Origin of the sequence: Paenarthrobacter sp. NPDC057981, assembly GCF_042886835.1 — a bacterium.
Lineage (GTDB): Bacteria > Actinomycetota > Actinomycetes > Actinomycetales > Micrococcaceae > Arthrobacter.
Genome location: NZ_JBHVQI010000001.1, coordinates 547,499 through 560,434, shown reverse-complemented (window position 1 = coordinate 560,434; position 12,936 = coordinate 547,499). Strand labels below are relative to the sequence as shown.

At 62.3% G+C, this 12,936-nt stretch carries 13 protein-coding genes; 6 read left to right on the top strand and 7 right to left on the bottom strand.

Annotation, left to right across the window (positions count from 1 at the left end; all coding sequences use genetic code 11):
* Nucleotides 1–15: 15 nt before the first annotated feature.
* Nucleotides 16–1,275, top strand: a complete 1,260-nt coding sequence (locus ACFVSI_RS02605; RefSeq protein WP_387819728.1) for an MFS transporter — start codon at nt 16–18, stop codon at nt 1,273–1,275.
* A 7-nt stretch (nt 1,276–1,282) separates the two neighbouring features.
* Here ACFVSI_RS02605 and ACFVSI_RS02600 read toward each other — a convergent pair whose 3' ends face one another.
* On the bottom strand, nt 1,283–1,636 hold the full coding sequence (locus ACFVSI_RS02600) for a TraR/DksA family transcriptional regulator (RefSeq protein ID WP_387819563.1): 354 nt from the start codon (nt 1,634–1,636) through the stop codon (nt 1,283–1,285).
* Between the two features lie 6 nt (nt 1,637–1,642).
* On the bottom strand, nt 1,643–2,125 hold the full coding sequence (locus ACFVSI_RS02595) for a pyridoxamine 5'-phosphate oxidase family protein (protein ID WP_387819561.1): 483 nt from the start codon (nt 2,123–2,125) through the stop codon (nt 1,643–1,645).
* Nucleotides 2,126–2,327: 202 nt separating this feature from the next.
* Between ACFVSI_RS02595 and ACFVSI_RS02590 the strand changes: the two genes are divergently transcribed.
* Nucleotides 2,328–2,747 (top strand): hypothetical protein, encoded by a 420-nt coding sequence (locus tag ACFVSI_RS02590; RefSeq protein ID WP_387819560.1) that lies wholly within the window; start codon nt 2,328–2,330, stop codon nt 2,745–2,747.
* Between the two features lie 13 nt (nt 2,748–2,760).
* On the opposite strand, the gene ACFVSI_RS02585 is transcribed toward ACFVSI_RS02590, so the two are convergent.
* Both ACFVSI_RS02585 and ACFVSI_RS02580 read right to left on the bottom strand, forming a co-directional pair.
* Nucleotides 2,761–3,375 (bottom strand): dihydrofolate reductase family protein, encoded by a 615-nt coding sequence (locus ACFVSI_RS02585; RefSeq protein ID WP_387819558.1) that lies wholly within the window; start codon nt 3,373–3,375, stop codon nt 2,761–2,763.
* Between the two features lie 76 nt (nt 3,376–3,451).
* The gene (locus ACFVSI_RS02580; RefSeq protein ID WP_387819557.1) at nt 3,452–3,847 is read right to left on the bottom strand and encodes a hypothetical protein; all 396 of its coding nucleotides are present in this window, start codon (nt 3,845–3,847) and stop codon (nt 3,452–3,454) included.
* A gap of 84 nt (nt 3,848–3,931) precedes the next feature.
* Here ACFVSI_RS02580 and arfB point away from each other — a divergent pair, with 84 nt between their 5' ends.
* Nucleotides 3,932–4,351 carry an alternative ribosome rescue aminoacyl-tRNA hydrolase ArfB gene (gene arfB / locus ACFVSI_RS02575; protein WP_387819555.1) on the top strand — a complete coding sequence of 140 codons (420 nt, stop codon included), beginning with the start codon at nt 3,932–3,934 and terminating at the stop codon, nt 4,349–4,351.
* 50 nt (nt 4,352–4,401) lie between these two features.
* Here arfB and ACFVSI_RS02570 read toward each other — a convergent pair whose 3' ends face one another.
* Nucleotides 4,402–5,760: a hypothetical protein gene (locus ACFVSI_RS02570; RefSeq protein ID WP_387819553.1), complete on the bottom strand. Its 1,359-nt coding sequence runs from the start codon at nt 5,758–5,760 to the stop codon at nt 4,402–4,404.
* 157 nt (nt 5,761–5,917) lie between these two features.
* Between ACFVSI_RS02570 and uvrA the strand changes: the two genes are divergently transcribed.
* Nucleotides 5,918–8,434, top strand: a complete 2,517-nt coding sequence (gene uvrA, locus ACFVSI_RS02565; protein ID WP_387819551.1) for an excinuclease ABC subunit UvrA — start codon at nt 5,918–5,920, stop codon at nt 8,432–8,434.
* A 1-nt stretch (nt 8,435) separates the two neighbouring features.
* Here uvrA and ACFVSI_RS02560 read toward each other — a convergent pair whose 3' ends face one another.
* Nucleotides 8,436–10,184, bottom strand: coding sequence for a pyruvate dehydrogenase (locus ACFVSI_RS02560; RefSeq protein WP_387819549.1), 1,749 nt, complete (start codon nt 10,182–10,184; stop codon nt 8,436–8,438).
* A gap of 97 nt (nt 10,185–10,281) precedes the next feature.
* Between ACFVSI_RS02560 and ligD the strand changes: the two genes are divergently transcribed.
* Together ligD and ACFVSI_RS02550 are read left to right on the top strand one after the other, a co-directional pair.
* On the top strand, nt 10,282–11,520 hold the full coding sequence (gene ligD / locus ACFVSI_RS02555) for a non-homologous end-joining DNA ligase (protein WP_387819547.1): 1,239 nt from the start codon (nt 10,282–10,284) through the stop codon (nt 11,518–11,520).
* Nucleotides 11,521–11,566: 46 nt separating this feature from the next.
* Nucleotides 11,567–12,745 carry a cation:proton antiporter gene (locus ACFVSI_RS02550; protein WP_387819545.1) on the top strand — a complete coding sequence of 393 codons (1,179 nt, stop codon included), beginning with the start codon at nt 11,567–11,569 and terminating at the stop codon, nt 12,743–12,745.
* On the opposite strand, the gene ACFVSI_RS02545 is transcribed toward ACFVSI_RS02550, so the two are convergent.
* Nucleotides 12,729–12,935 (bottom strand): DUF2945 domain-containing protein, encoded by a 207-nt coding sequence (locus ACFVSI_RS02545; RefSeq protein WP_387819543.1) that lies wholly within the window; start codon nt 12,933–12,935, stop codon nt 12,729–12,731. The two genes, ACFVSI_RS02550 and ACFVSI_RS02545, sit on opposite strands and share 17 nt — an antisense overlap.
* Nucleotide 12,936: the final 1 nt, after the last annotated feature.

Sequence of the window (12,936 nt, the reverse complement as noted above, 5' to 3'; positions counted from 1 at the left end):
GGGACCGGCGACACCATGAACCAGGCCGCCCGTAAGATTCAACGCGTCTACCTGACGTTGACGCTGGGCAATACCGTTGCGGCGTCGTTCATTTGGGGCATCAACACCCTGTTTCTCTTGGACGCCGGCCTGAGCAACCTGGAGGCATTTGCCGCCAACGCTTTCTTCACCGCAGGCATGGTCCTCTTCGAAATCCCTACTGGCGTGGTGGCCGATGGCTGGGGACGGCGTGCTTCCTTCCTTCTGGGCACAGTGACGCTCGCGGCATCGACGTACCTGTACTACCTGTTATGGCAGACGTCGGCGCCCTTCTGGATGTGGGCGGTGGTTTCCGTTCTCCTTGGTCTTGGATTCACGTTCTTTTCCGGCGCCGTGGAGGCGTGGCTGGTTGATGCCCTGCGGTTCTCCGGCTACGAAGGCGGGCTCGAATCCGTACTTGGCCGCGGACAGATGGTCCAGGGAGTCGCTATGCTGCTGGGTTCCGTGGCTGGCGGCGTCATAGCCCAGGCAACCAACCTGGGCGTGCCTTTCCTCCTGCGGGTCCTGGTGCTGCTGGCCATGTTCGCTGTCGCCTTTGGGCTGATGCACGACGTCGGCTTCTCGCCTGAGCGCTCGACGCATCCACTGCGGGCGACCCGTGCGGTGCTCACCGCCTCGATCGAGAGCGGCTTGAAAAACCCGCCCGTGCGGTTCGTGATGCTGGCCGCCCCCTTCAGCGCCGGCGTCGGAATCTATGTCTTTTACGCCCTGCAGCCCTACCTTCTGGACCTGTTCGGCGACCCGCAGGCTTATTCGATCGCCGGGCTGGCGGCAGCCATTGTTGCCGGTTCACAAATTTTGGGCGGTTGGCTGGCCCCCCACGCCCGGAGTCTTTTCCACAAACGCACATCCGTACTGATTCTGGGCGGAGTCGGCGGGTCAGTGATCCTGCTTGTCCTCGGTTTCACCCATAGTTTCTGGATAGCCCTGCTGCTGTTGGCACTGTGGGGCGTAGTGGGGTCCGCTGTCATGCCGGTCAGGCAGGCCTATGTGAATGACATGATCCCGTCCAAGCAGCGGGCCACTGTGCTGAGCTTTGATTCGTTGATGGGTTCAAGCGGAGGGGTGGTGATTCAACCGCTCCTGGGCCGTGGCGCCGACCTCTACGGTTATCCGGCGTCCCTTGCCATGGCTGGCGTCGTCGAGCTTCTTGCGGTGCCCTTCCTGTTGGCGAGCCGCAAGCACGGTGCGGCAGCCGATGGTGCCGCCACAGCCAACGCGGGGCAAAACAACTGAACGCCCGCTACCGACGCCCCGAGGCATGGACCACGCAGTACGGCGTCCAGGGCCTGGCTTCCAGCCGACCTTCCGGAATGTCTATCCCACAGATTTCGCAATGACCATAGGCGCCCGCTTCGATCCTGACCAGTGCGGCATCGATCTGTTCGAGACCTTCCCTGCTCTGGCCGAGAAGGGCAGCGGCCTGAGAAAGCTCAAAGGCTATGGTGCTGCCCTCGGGATCGTGCTCGTCGTCGACATTGGAGTCCAGCCGTGCCTGGCTCACCGAAGTGATGTCGTTTCGAAGCGCCGAGAGCAGCACCAGCCTCCTGTCACGCTCCTGCTCAAGGAGGACCCGGAACCGCTCTGTGTCAACCATGGAAGCTCACAGTTCCACGGTACCGCTTTCGCCGACACTGAACCGGGAGTTGGTGACTTTGGATTTGACCCATTGCAGCACCGTAGCTGCGGTGCCGCCCGGGCTTGTCCAATATTCAGCGGAGTCGGAATCCACGTGGATCAGGCAAACCTCCGGGGTGTCCGGACCGTCAGGGAACCAGGCTTCCACCACCTGGTTCCACATGTCGTGGATCTTCGCACGGTCTGTCACCACTTCGGCGGTGCCGGCAACGGAAACCCATTCCGTGTTCTTGCCAAACGAGACATTGACGCGGGGATCCTGCCGGATGTGTGCAACCTGGGAGGTTCCCAGTCCCGTAAAGAACCACATGTCGCCGTCGTCCTTCACTTCCTGGACGGCAAGCGGCCGGCTGACCAAGGCCCCTTCTTCGTTGATGGTGGTCAACATCCCTATTTTGGAATCGTTGATGATGTCCGTGACCTTGCTGATGCCCTGCTCTTCAGTCATGTTCTGCACCACTTCCTTTTTTCGCTGGGACGTTCCCACCCCGACAGCCTAATAGTAAGCTTCCTTATTTACTAGGCGGTCAAGCGAAACTGCGCCGAAGGGAATCATGAGGGCGCGCCAACCGTTCTACTGATGCGTGGCCTGCCGAGTGCGGGCCTGCCCACGTCGGGCAAGCATCGCACGAGGAAGTTTGGGGACTGCCATGATGTTGAATGAAACCCTTGCCCACCTCCGGGCCGCTCACTTGATGGTCCGGGATGCCGAAGAATGGGATGCGCTGTCGGCGGCTCTGGCCGAGGCCTACAGTGCAAACGACGACGACCTCGTAGAGCAGCTATTGCCCCAGTATCTTCAGTCTTGGCGGACCGTCACGCGCTATGTTCTGCGTGACACCTTCGACAACGCCGGCATCACCGTCGCCGATGCAACCGACCCTTGGGGAATTGCCGTCCTGACCTCGCGCGGGATAATCGCAGAGCCGCTTCTTTGCCTTCCGGCGGCAGGTGGTTTCGAGAACCAAGGGGCCTCTCCCATGGAGGGCCGACGCCTGTTGACCTTCCCGGAAACAATGGACCACTATGCGCAAACGTTGGCGCCGTTCTTCACCACGCAGGACACCTAGAAGCCACTGCCAGCTATGGCCGCCCTAACGGAGCATCGATAACCCGCGGAACGTACTCCAGCAGTTGGAGCCGGCTGTCAAAGATACGGCTGTCCACCATGTCCAAGGCGACATCCGGGTAACCGTCATAGATCCTTTCGCTGCCCGTTTTTCCCGTGATGACCGGGAAGATGACCAGGCGGTAGCGGTCCACCAGTCCTGCCGACAGCAGAGACCTGCTCAGGCTCAAACTTCCCAGGGTACTCAGGGTCCCGGTCCGGGTTCGCTTCAGCTCCTTGACGGCTTCCACGGCATCTCCGGAGATCAACTCGGAGTTGGGCCAGGCCAGGGGCTCTTGCAGCGTCGAAGAGAAGATAATCTTGGGCACCGCGGCCAGGCCTGCCAAAGAGTCCCCTTCTTCCTTGGAGAAACCGGAATCTTCCTCACTCGCCTGTCCCGACATGCCGGACATGAGACGGTAAGTGTTTGCCCCCATCAGCAGGGTGACCTCCTTCGTGGCTTCTTCAGCCAGCCACGAGAGGTATTCCGGACCCTCCAATCCCCACCAGCCCGGCCACCCCTCGGCTGAGGCATAGCCGTCAAGCGAAATGATCAGATCCACCATCAGGGGTGCAGTCGTCCCATTCATTGAAATCCTCCGCCTCGGGCGTCGCATCAGCCCGCGCGCACATGGTAGCCCCTGCCATATTTGGCTTTCAAGGGGGCTACAGCGCTACGAGCACCAGTCCGCCCAGCGCGCTGACGATGCCGACACCGGTGAGAATCCACCCAAGAATCAGCACCGTGTGATCGTAGCGTGGAGGCTCAAGGGAGCACCGCGACGGGTGGCATGCATCGTAATGGACCACAACGCTGCCGCTCGCCGTGCCGCCCTCCGTTGCGGCGATATCGAGCAGAACCTTTCGTTCCTCGTGGTCCAGGTCCACCCAGCGAAGTCCCAGGAAGCCGCCCGCCGCGAACTGCTCGCCATCGGCAGTGACCCATTGGCACCTCCGGCGGGCGATGACCCACGCCCACACCAAAAGGGGCACGCCCGGGACGAACCCCACCCAGGTCATCATTTCCAGTATGGGGCCCAGAAAATCCACGAATCCGGCCATAGCTTTGATCCTAAAGGCGCCAGGCGAACATTGGACACCCGGAGTCTGCCCGGATGGCGGCGCATGACGTGCAAGGCTTGTTCCATGGACTTGGATATCCCACCTTCGCTGAAGATTCCGGCATCGGAACTCAGCTGGAGGTTCTCTCGCTCCTCTGGACCAGGTGGCCAGCACGTCAACACCACCGACACCCGGGCAGAGCTGAGCTGGAATATCGTCAATTCAGCAGCACTGAGCGATGAGCAGCGGCAACTGTTGCTGCAACGACTCGGACGGCGCCTGGTCGCCGGTGCCCTGACAGTGACAGCCTCCGAGGAGCGCTCCCAGCTAAGGAATCGGGAGCTCGCCCTGGCCAAGCTTGCCGGTCTCATAACCGCCGCGCTTGTACCGGAAACCGTTCGCCGTGCGTCCAAGCCGACCCGCGGTTCAGCACGCCGTCACCGCGTCGCCAAGGAACGACGCTCGCTCACCAAGCAACAACGACGTCGGCCCGCCGCCGAGTGAAAAGCCCTCGCCTCAGGCGCGGCGTGCTGTCGCTGGGCCTGGGGCGGGGGTCAGCCCTTGAACGTCACCTTGCCACTTGCGCCGAACCACGCAATGCTTCCGCCTTGGAAGTCTTGAACTACAGCGCCGTTTGTTCGATACTCGTCCGTCGTGGGATAGCCGAGGGCGCCCTTCTCGAATCCTTGTTGGCCCCACAGTGAGCGGATAGCACCCATGCTGACATGGGCTCCTGTCGCGGGCGTGAAATAGATCGAGCCACCCTCGTACGCTTGGCCAATGCCGCCTTTGGCCATGCCCCGGATCTCGTCAGTAGTCGGATAACCCAGGAAGCCTTTCTCGTATCCCGTCGAACCCCAGGCAGCGCGGATGGCGCCCATACTTACGTGGGCACCCGTACTTCCACCCCAATAGATGGATCCGTTCTGGTAGGCCTGGCCCACGGCACCCCTGCTCAGGGGCATCTCATCCGAAGCCGGATAGCCAAGGACCCCGTTCTCATAGCCTGTCGATCCCCACTTCCCCCGGATTACGCCCGTGCTGAAGAACGTCCCGGACACAGGAGAATGGTAAATAGAGCCAAACTGGAAGGCTTGGCCCGCACCGCCGTTCTTGAGTCCATACATCTCGTTGCTCACAGGGTTACCGGCATAGGCCGGCCCACCCAGCGCTGCATATTTATTGGTGATCGCTCCAAAAGGCGAGCTGCTGTAGGGGGTGAAAATGTCGTCCACCGCGCCCATGATGATGCGATCGCCAGGCCGGTTGGTTTTGAGGAGCTGGACCACCGTGCCAAGGTTCGTGGAAATGCACCCGGCACTGGGAACGTTCCCGGCGTGGAAAAAGATGGCAAAGGAGGCACCTTGCACAGTGGGCATGTCCGGGTACCGGTTCCAATTAATGACGGCGGCTTGCTCATAAAACCCTTGGTTCATGTACGTCCAGAGGTTCTCGTCCGATTCGCCACCAATTCCCTCAAAGTATTGGTTGTAATTGGGGCCGCGTTCGCCTCCCCATCGGGAGTAGGGGTTCAAGGTGTAGTACTTCAGCGTGGTTCCCGGGTTGGACCTTCCCAAGGCTTCGGTGAAACTGAAGCTGCCTGTTGGCGACTTCCACGTGTCTTCCCACGCCATGTTCTGGGCCGAAAACCCCTTTGACCCGGCAAATCCTGTGGTTTGCCATTCCTGCGCATACCCACTTCCGGACCTGACACAACCTGTGATGACCACAGCCGACTGGGAGCGGTCCACCGCCGTCGCAAACGTGACCCTGTTGGCCCCATACGACGGATACTTCACCTGCCCGGCGCTTAGACGCTGGCACGGGTTGTAGACCTGTGCAGCCGCTTCGGCCGTCGTCGGTGCCGAGACGGCTGCCAGCGCCAACGTCACCGCAAGTACCCCAGCTGACACTATTCTTCTGATCACAAGTCTTCCCCCAACCCGACGAACACCACAAGACAAGCCAGCAAAGGGTCCGGCCCCCTTAGTAGGTTAGGGGAACGAGAGGGCAATCGCGGCAAGGCCTGCCGATGCGACCCGACGCCCGACGCCCGATAGAGTCGTGTAAATGGACAGTGACCTGACTATCGCCAACCACCCCGTGCCCGGTAACGCGGGTCGGACCTCCGACGACCTCGATGACGGCATGGTCAAAGTGCGTGGGGCTAAGGAAAACAACCTCCGCAACGTCAGCGTGGACGTTCCACGGGACTCCATCGTGGCTTTCACCGGAGTCTCCGGATCGGGGAAGTCTTCTTTGGCATTCGGCACCATCTTTGCCGAAGCGCAGCGGCGCTACTTCGAGTCCGTTGCACCGTACGCCAGGCGCCTCATCCAACAGGGCCACAACCCCAAAGTGGAGTCAATCACCGGCCTGCCACCCGCCGTCGCACTTCAACAACGGCGCGGAACCGCCACTGCCCGATCCAGCGTCGGCACGCTCACGACGCTCTCCAACTCCCTCCGGATGCTCTACTCCCGCGCAGGCAAATATCCGGCAGGGGCCAGCCAACTCGATTCCGATGCCTTCTCCCCCAACACCGCTGCCGGCGCATGCCCCGAATGCCACGGCTTGGGCGTGGCTCATACAGTGACAGAGGGGTCCTTGGTTCCCGACCCGGCCCTTACCATCCGCGAGGGTGCCATCGCGGCGTGGCCCGGCGCCTGGCAAGGAAAGAATCTGCGGGACATCCTCACCCACCTGGGATACGACGTCGATACTCCTTGGAAGAAGCTTTCCGCAAAGGATCGCCACTGGATCCTTTTCACCGACGAACAACCAGTGGTGGAAGTGACGCCACAAAGGGACAGGGTGGCCAAACCGTACAAGGGTCGGTTCTGGAGCGCGAAACGGTACGTCCTGCATACCTTGGCGGATTCCAAGAGCAACACAATGCGGGAGCGCGTGCTGCGCTTCATGGAAACTGGGCGATGCCCCGTGTGCGGGGGCAGCGGGCTCCGGCCCGAGGCGCTCGCCGTTACCTTCGCGGGCAAGACGATCGCCGAACTCAACGCTCTGCCGATGTCGGACCTCGCCGATCTTCTCCGTCCCACGGCAGGGCTGAAGACCGCCGGCACTGCCTCCCGTACCCAGACTTCCGGCGAAACCAACGAAGTTGCCATCGCCATCACGCGTGATCTCCTCAGCCGGATCACGGTTCTGCTGGATCTCGGGCTGGGCTACCTCGCGCTGGGCCGGCCAACCCCAACCCTTTCCCCCGGCGAAATGCAGCGTCTACGGATCGCCACCCAGCTGCGGTCGGGGCTCTTTGGCGTCATCTACGTGCTGGATGAACCATCTGCGGGCCTTCACCCAGCTGACGCCGAACCGCTCCTGGCAGTGTTGGAGACCTTGAAACACTCCGGCAACTCCGTGTTTGTGGTCGAACACAACATGGATGTCGTTCGTGCCGCCGACTGGCTCGTGGATGTTGGACCGCACGCCGGAGAGGGCGGCGGCAAGGTGCTCTACAGCGGCCCCGTGGAAGGCTTGGCGTCGGTGCGGGACTCAATCACCAGACCATTCCTGGTCGCGGACAAGAGCCATGCCGCTCGAAAGCGCGAAACGACCGAAGGCCCGCGGGAACCCATGGGCTGGCTTAACCTTCGTAACGTCAACCAGCACAATCTGCGCGACCTCGAGGTTGATTTCCCGCTGGGAGTGTTGACGGCGGTGACGGGTGTGTCCGGTTCCGGCAAATCGACCCTGGTCAGCCGGGTCCTGGCCGGCGCGGTGGAAGGCGGGCTCCATCCGGAGTCTTCCACGGAGCCCCATGCCCTGGTATCCGGACTTGGAGGTCTCGACCGCCTCGTACAGGTAGACCAAAAGCCAATCGGCCGCACGCCCCGTTCGAACCTGGCCACCTACACCGGGCTGTTCGATGGAGTCCGGAAGGAATTCGCCGCTACCGGCGACGCCCGGACCCGAGGATTTGGAGCAGGGCGGTTTTCGTTCAACGTCCCCGGAGGACGTTGCGAAACCTGCCAGGGTGAAGGCTTCGTAGCCGTGGAACTGCTGTTCCTGCCTGGAAGCTACGGTCCGTGTCCGGAGTGCCACGGCACGCGTTTCAACCCAGAAACCCTGGAGGTCACGTACCGGGGAAAGAACATTGCTGATGTCCTCGGGATGACCGTGAAGGCCGCGTCGGCGTTCCTTAAGGATCTGCCGTCGGTCTCCCGCAGCCTCCAAACACTGCAAGAGGTTGGCCTTGGCTACCTGAGGCTGGGCCAGCCTGCGACCGAACTCTCCGGTGGTGAAGCCCAGCGCATCAAACTGGCCACCGAACTGCAACGCATTCAACGCGGGCACACCCTGTACCTGTTGGACGAGCCAACCACCGGCCTGCATCCTGCCGACGTCCAGCTGTTGATGGCCCAGCTCCGCAGGCTGGTGGAGGCGGGGAACACGGTTGTGGTGGTCGAACACGACATGGACGTGGTCGCGGGAGCGGACTGGGTGATCGATCTAGGCCCCGGAGGCGGCGACGCCGGCGGTACGGTCATGGCGGCTGGCCCGCCGGCCGTCGTCGCGCATTCCAACGACAGCCGGACCGCTCCTTACCTTGCCGCCGCCCTGGCGCGGTAGCCTACCGCCGGGGAATGTTCCGGAGATTACTGCGTGCCATGCTCACAGCTTCTCCGGCTCCCCTGTTCAGGACCACTTTGGACATGGCCGTGGCGAAACCGATGACCTGCGACCCGGAAATCTTCGGCGGGATGGACAATGCATTCGGGTCCGTAATGAGTTCCACCAACGCCGGACCCGGGTGGGCGAAAGCCGCCCGGTAGGCTCCCTCGATGTCCGCCGGATCGGTGACCCGTATGGCATGGAAGCCCAACGCATTGGCGACCTCCGCATAGTTGGCGTCAGGCACGTCCACGCCAAAGTCGGGAAGTCCGTCCACCAGCATTTCCAGCTTGACCATGCCCAAGGTGGAGTTGTTGAACACCACTACCTTGACCGGCAGCTGGTGCGCTGCCACTGTGATGAGTTCGCCCAGGAGCATCGAGAGGCCACCGTCGCCGGACACGGACACCACCTGGCGCCCGGGATACGCCACTTGGGCACCGATGGCGTGCGGGAGCGCATTCGCCATGGACCCATGGAGGAAGGACCCAATCAGGCGCCGGGTTCCCAAAGGATTGATGTAGCGTGCCGTCCAGACGTTGCACATGCCGGTGTCCGCGGTGAAGATCGCATCCTCGGCGGCAAGCTGGTCCAGCAACGAGGCCGCGTATTCAGGGTGGATGGGCTGCTTTTTCTCCACCTTGCGGGTGTAGGCACCCACGGCCTTGTTCATGAGGCGGTCATGCTTCTTCAGCATCTGGTCGAGGAAACGGCGGCTCTTCTTGGGCTTCACCAGCGGCAGCAGGGCCGTCAGCGTAGACAGCACGTCGCCATGGACGGCAATGTCGACGTCGGTGCGTCGCCCCAGCCGCTCTGCAGCCCGGTCAACCTGGGCGGTGCGGGTTTCGGGAAGGAATTGGTCGTAGGGAAAGTCGGTGCCAAGGAGGATCAGCAGGTCCGCGTCCTCGATACCCTCAGCCGCCGCCCCGTAGCCGAGCAGGCCCGTCATACCGATATCAAACGGATTGTCGTACTGGACGAAGTCCTTGCCCCGCAACGAGTGGCCGATGGGAGCGTTGATCAAGCCAGCCAGCGACATCAGTTCGTCATGGGCGCCCTCAACGCCCGCACCGGCAAAAATGGCGACCTTTCCGGCGTCGTTGATAGCCTCGGCAAGTTCGCGGACGCTTGCGGTGTCCGGCACCATGCTCGCCGGACGGAATGTGGCCGGCAAAGGCGTCGGGGCGGCAGCCTCGAGACCAGCGATATCGCCCGGAAGGGTAACCACCGCAACCCCTCCGAGGCCAATCGCATTTTGGATGGCGCTGTGCATGACCCGGGGCGCCTGCTCGGCGGTGCTGACCAGTTCCGAATAGACGGAGCACTCGTTGAAAAGCCGGTCCGGATGGGTTTCCTGGAAGAAGCCGCTGCCAATCTGCCTGCTGGGAATATGGGAAGCGATGGCTAGCACGGGGGCGCCGGTGCGGTTCGCGTCATAGAGTCCATTGATCAAGTGCAGATTTCCGGGGCCACACGATCCCGCGCACACTGCCAGCTTTCCGGTCAGTTGCGCATCAGCCGCTGCCGCAAATGCGGCCGCCTCTTCATGGCGGACGTGAATCCAGTCAATGCCCCCGTTTTTCGAGCCTCCCGTCTGGCGGACGGCGTCAACGATGGGATTGAGGCTATCGCCCACAATCCCATAAATCCGCTGCACACCGGCAGCCTGGAGTTGTTCGATGAGTTGGGTGGCAAGTTCCTTGGCCATTGTGTGCAGGCTCCCTCAGTTGTGGTGGTGGGCTGACATGGCCAATATAGTCGGCCAACCTCTGGTTGGATCCGATGTTCATTGCTAGCGTGACCGCATGAGCCCCTCCAAGACACCGGCGGAAGTACTCGACGTCGGCGGCGAAGAAGTCCGGATCTCCAACCCGGACAAAGTGGTATTTCCGGAACAGGGTGTCAGCAAGCTCGATCTGGTCAACTACTACCTCTCAGTCGCCGACGGCGCCCTCCGTGGGGCGGGCGGCAGGCCTATGGTGCTCAAGCGATTCCCCAAGGGCATCGACGCCGAACCCTTCTTCCAGAAACGGGTTCCGGAGAACCACCCCGCATTCATTCACACGGCAACACTTCACTATTCATCCGGCACCTCCGCAGAGGAGACGGTCATCCGGGATGCCGCCGGCTTGGCGTGGGTTGTGAATCTGGGGTGCCTTGACCTCAACCCGCATCCTGTGAGGGCCGAAGACCTGGACCATCCCGACGAACTCCGTGTGGACCTGGACCCCATGCCCGGCGTCGACTGGTCCCAGATCGTGGACACCGCCTATGTCGCGCGGGAAGTGCTGGGTGACGTCGGTCTTGTGGGATGGCCCAAGACCAGCGGCTCCCGGGGGCTCCACATTCTGGTGCGGATCGCGCCCCAATGGTCATACCGCGACGTCCGCCTGGCTGCAGAGACCCTCGCCCGCGAAGTGGAGAACCGGGCACCCGGCCTTGTCACAGCCCGATGGTGGAAGGAAGAACGGGGTGAGAGTGTCTTCGTGGACTTCAACCAGAACGCCAAGGACAGGACCGTAGCTTCGGCCTACTCCGTCCGGTCGCGGCCCGATGCCCGGGTCTCCATGCCGCTTACGTGGGACGAGGTACGTTCCGCCCGGCCTGAGCAGTTCACGGTTCTGACGGTGCCCGAGCGGTTCGCGTCGGGTGGTGATCCCCATTCCGGGATCGACGACGAGACCGGCTCGCTGGAGCGGTTGCTCGCTTTGGCCGCCGAACTCGGCCCCGCTGAGAAGGCCCCACGGTCAGGAGATGGCTCCGGGCGTCGGACTTCCTCCATGCCGCTCATAGAAGTGGCGCGTACCAAGACCAAGCCAGAGGCACTGGCAGCGTTGGAGGAATGGAAGAATCAGCATCCTGATGTCGTGCCCAAACTGCACCTGGCCGACATTCTGATTGATGGGATGCGCGGATCGAGTTCCCTTTGGTACCGCGTCAGGGTCAACCTCCAGCATGTCCCCGAGCACGAACGGCCGCAGCAGGAGGCGCTGATTGCGGACTACGATCCCTGGGCTGGCAGGGAATGGCCCGGGCATCCCTGACGGGCGGTTCTCCCCGGCAGCAAGCCGGTAGGCGGAGGTTTCGGTGATGGAAAGCTTGTCCGTGTCGCTGGTCCTCATCGCCGCCATGGCCGTTGCGGCTCCCCTTGCTGCCCGCGTTGTGGAGCCGATAGCGAAGATCCCCATCGTGGTGTTCGAGATCGTCCTTGGGATACTGCTCGGACCCAGCGTCCTGGGGTGGGTCCAGTCCACGCAGTTCACCGATACTTTGGCGGATTTTGGGCTTGCCATGTTGTTCTTCGTCGCGGGCAACGAAATCGATTTTGGGGCCATCCGTGGCCGCCCCATCATCCGGGCCTCTGTTGGCTGGGTCATCTCGCTGGCCGCCGGTATAGCGGCCGGATTCGCGCTGGTGTCTGCAGTGGAAGCAGCGGTGATCATCGGCGTCGCCCTGTCCTCCACTGCCCTGGGAACACTGTTGCCCATCCTCCGGGACGCAGGCCAGGCCAAGAGCCCCATCGGCATTGGGGTGGCCGCTTTGGGCGCGGTGGGCGAATTCGGCCCGCTCATTGCCATCTCCCTGTTTTTCAGTGGCAAGCAACTGGGCACGGCATCGGGGGTCCTTCTTGGCTTCGTTTTGCTGACGGTTGTTGCGATCTTGCTCGCATCACGTTCCCGGCACATCCTGTTTCATCAGCAGGTGACCCGGACCCTCCACACAAGCGGCCAGTTCGCGGTCCGGTCCATCATGTTGATCCTCAGCTCGCTCGTCGTCCTGAGCATGCTTCTGGGACTGGACATGCTGTTGGGTGCTTTCGCTGCCGGCGTCTTGTGGAAGGTAGCGATTGCCAGGGCGCCTGAAGCAGACAGGATCGTCATCGACAGGAAAATTGATGCCATCGCTTTCGGCTTCCTGGTTCCGGTCTTCTTCATCGATACAGGGATAGATTTCGAGCTCAGCGCTTTGACGTCCAGTCCCCTGGCCCTGGCGATGGTTCCCCTGTTCCTGGTCCTGCTCCTGATTGTCCGTGGCCTGCCGTCGCTGCTCGCAGCTCCAGCAGGCTCCTCAGCCCGGGGAAAGCGAGCCATCGTGCTTTTCGGGGCAACCGGATTGCCGGTGATTGTGGCCGTCACGGGCATCGGCCGTGACCATGACCTGATATCCAGCGGCATAGCCTCCGCCCTCGTGGGCGCAGGCATGCTCTCCGTCCTGTTGTTCCCCTTGTTCGCGCTTCGCCAGCTGCAGGGCGCTACTTCTTCTCGGTGAGCGCCGACTCCTTGTGTGCAGCACGGGCTCCCGTTTTCCCGGATTCCACCACGTATTGCGGCTCGTCCTCGCTGGCCCGGTGGGTGTTGCCGTCGAGTTCGAAGTCGCTGGTTTTCTTCTCGATGACCTTGCCGTGGGTTTTGCCCTGCGGGGTGTTCCACTCCACATGGGCTCCAGGTTTCAATGCCATG

Coding starts and splice junctions, on each gene's coding strand:
- ACFVSI_RS02600 (WP_387819563.1), bottom strand. CDS start 1,636: ATGGTTGACACAGAGCGGTTCCGGGTCCTCCTTGAGCAGGAGCGTGAC.
- ACFVSI_RS02580 (WP_387819557.1), bottom strand. CDS start 3,847: ATGGCCGGATTCGTGGATTTTCTGGGCCCCATACTGGAAATGATGACC.
- ligD (WP_387819547.1), top strand. CDS start 10,282: ATGAGCCCCTCCAAGACACCGGCGGAAGTACTCGACGTCGGCGGCGAA.
- ACFVSI_RS02605 (WP_387819728.1), top strand. CDS start 16: ATGAACCAGGCCGCCCGTAAGATTCAACGCGTCTACCTGACGTTGACG.
- uvrA (WP_387819551.1), top strand. CDS start 5,918: ATGGACAGTGACCTGACTATCGCCAACCACCCCGTGCCCGGTAACGCG.
- ACFVSI_RS02550 (WP_387819545.1), top strand. CDS start 11,567: ATGGAAAGCTTGTCCGTGTCGCTGGTCCTCATCGCCGCCATGGCCGTT.
- ACFVSI_RS02585 (WP_387819558.1), bottom strand. CDS start 3,375: ATGAATGGGACGACTGCACCCCTGATGGTGGATCTGATCATTTCGCTT.
- ACFVSI_RS02545 (WP_387819543.1), bottom strand. CDS start 12,935: ATGGCATTGAAACCTGGAGCCCATGTGGAGTGGAACACCCCGCAGGGC.
- ACFVSI_RS02595 (WP_387819561.1), bottom strand. CDS start 2,125: ATGACTGAAGAGCAGGGCATCAGCAAGGTCACGGACATCATCAACGAT.
- ACFVSI_RS02560 (WP_387819549.1), bottom strand. CDS start 10,184: ATGGCCAAGGAACTTGCCACCCAACTCATCGAACAACTCCAGGCTGCC.
- arfB (WP_387819555.1), top strand. CDS start 3,932: ATGGACTTGGATATCCCACCTTCGCTGAAGATTCCGGCATCGGAACTC.
- ACFVSI_RS02590 (WP_387819560.1), top strand. CDS start 2,328: ATGATGTTGAATGAAACCCTTGCCCACCTCCGGGCCGCTCACTTGATG.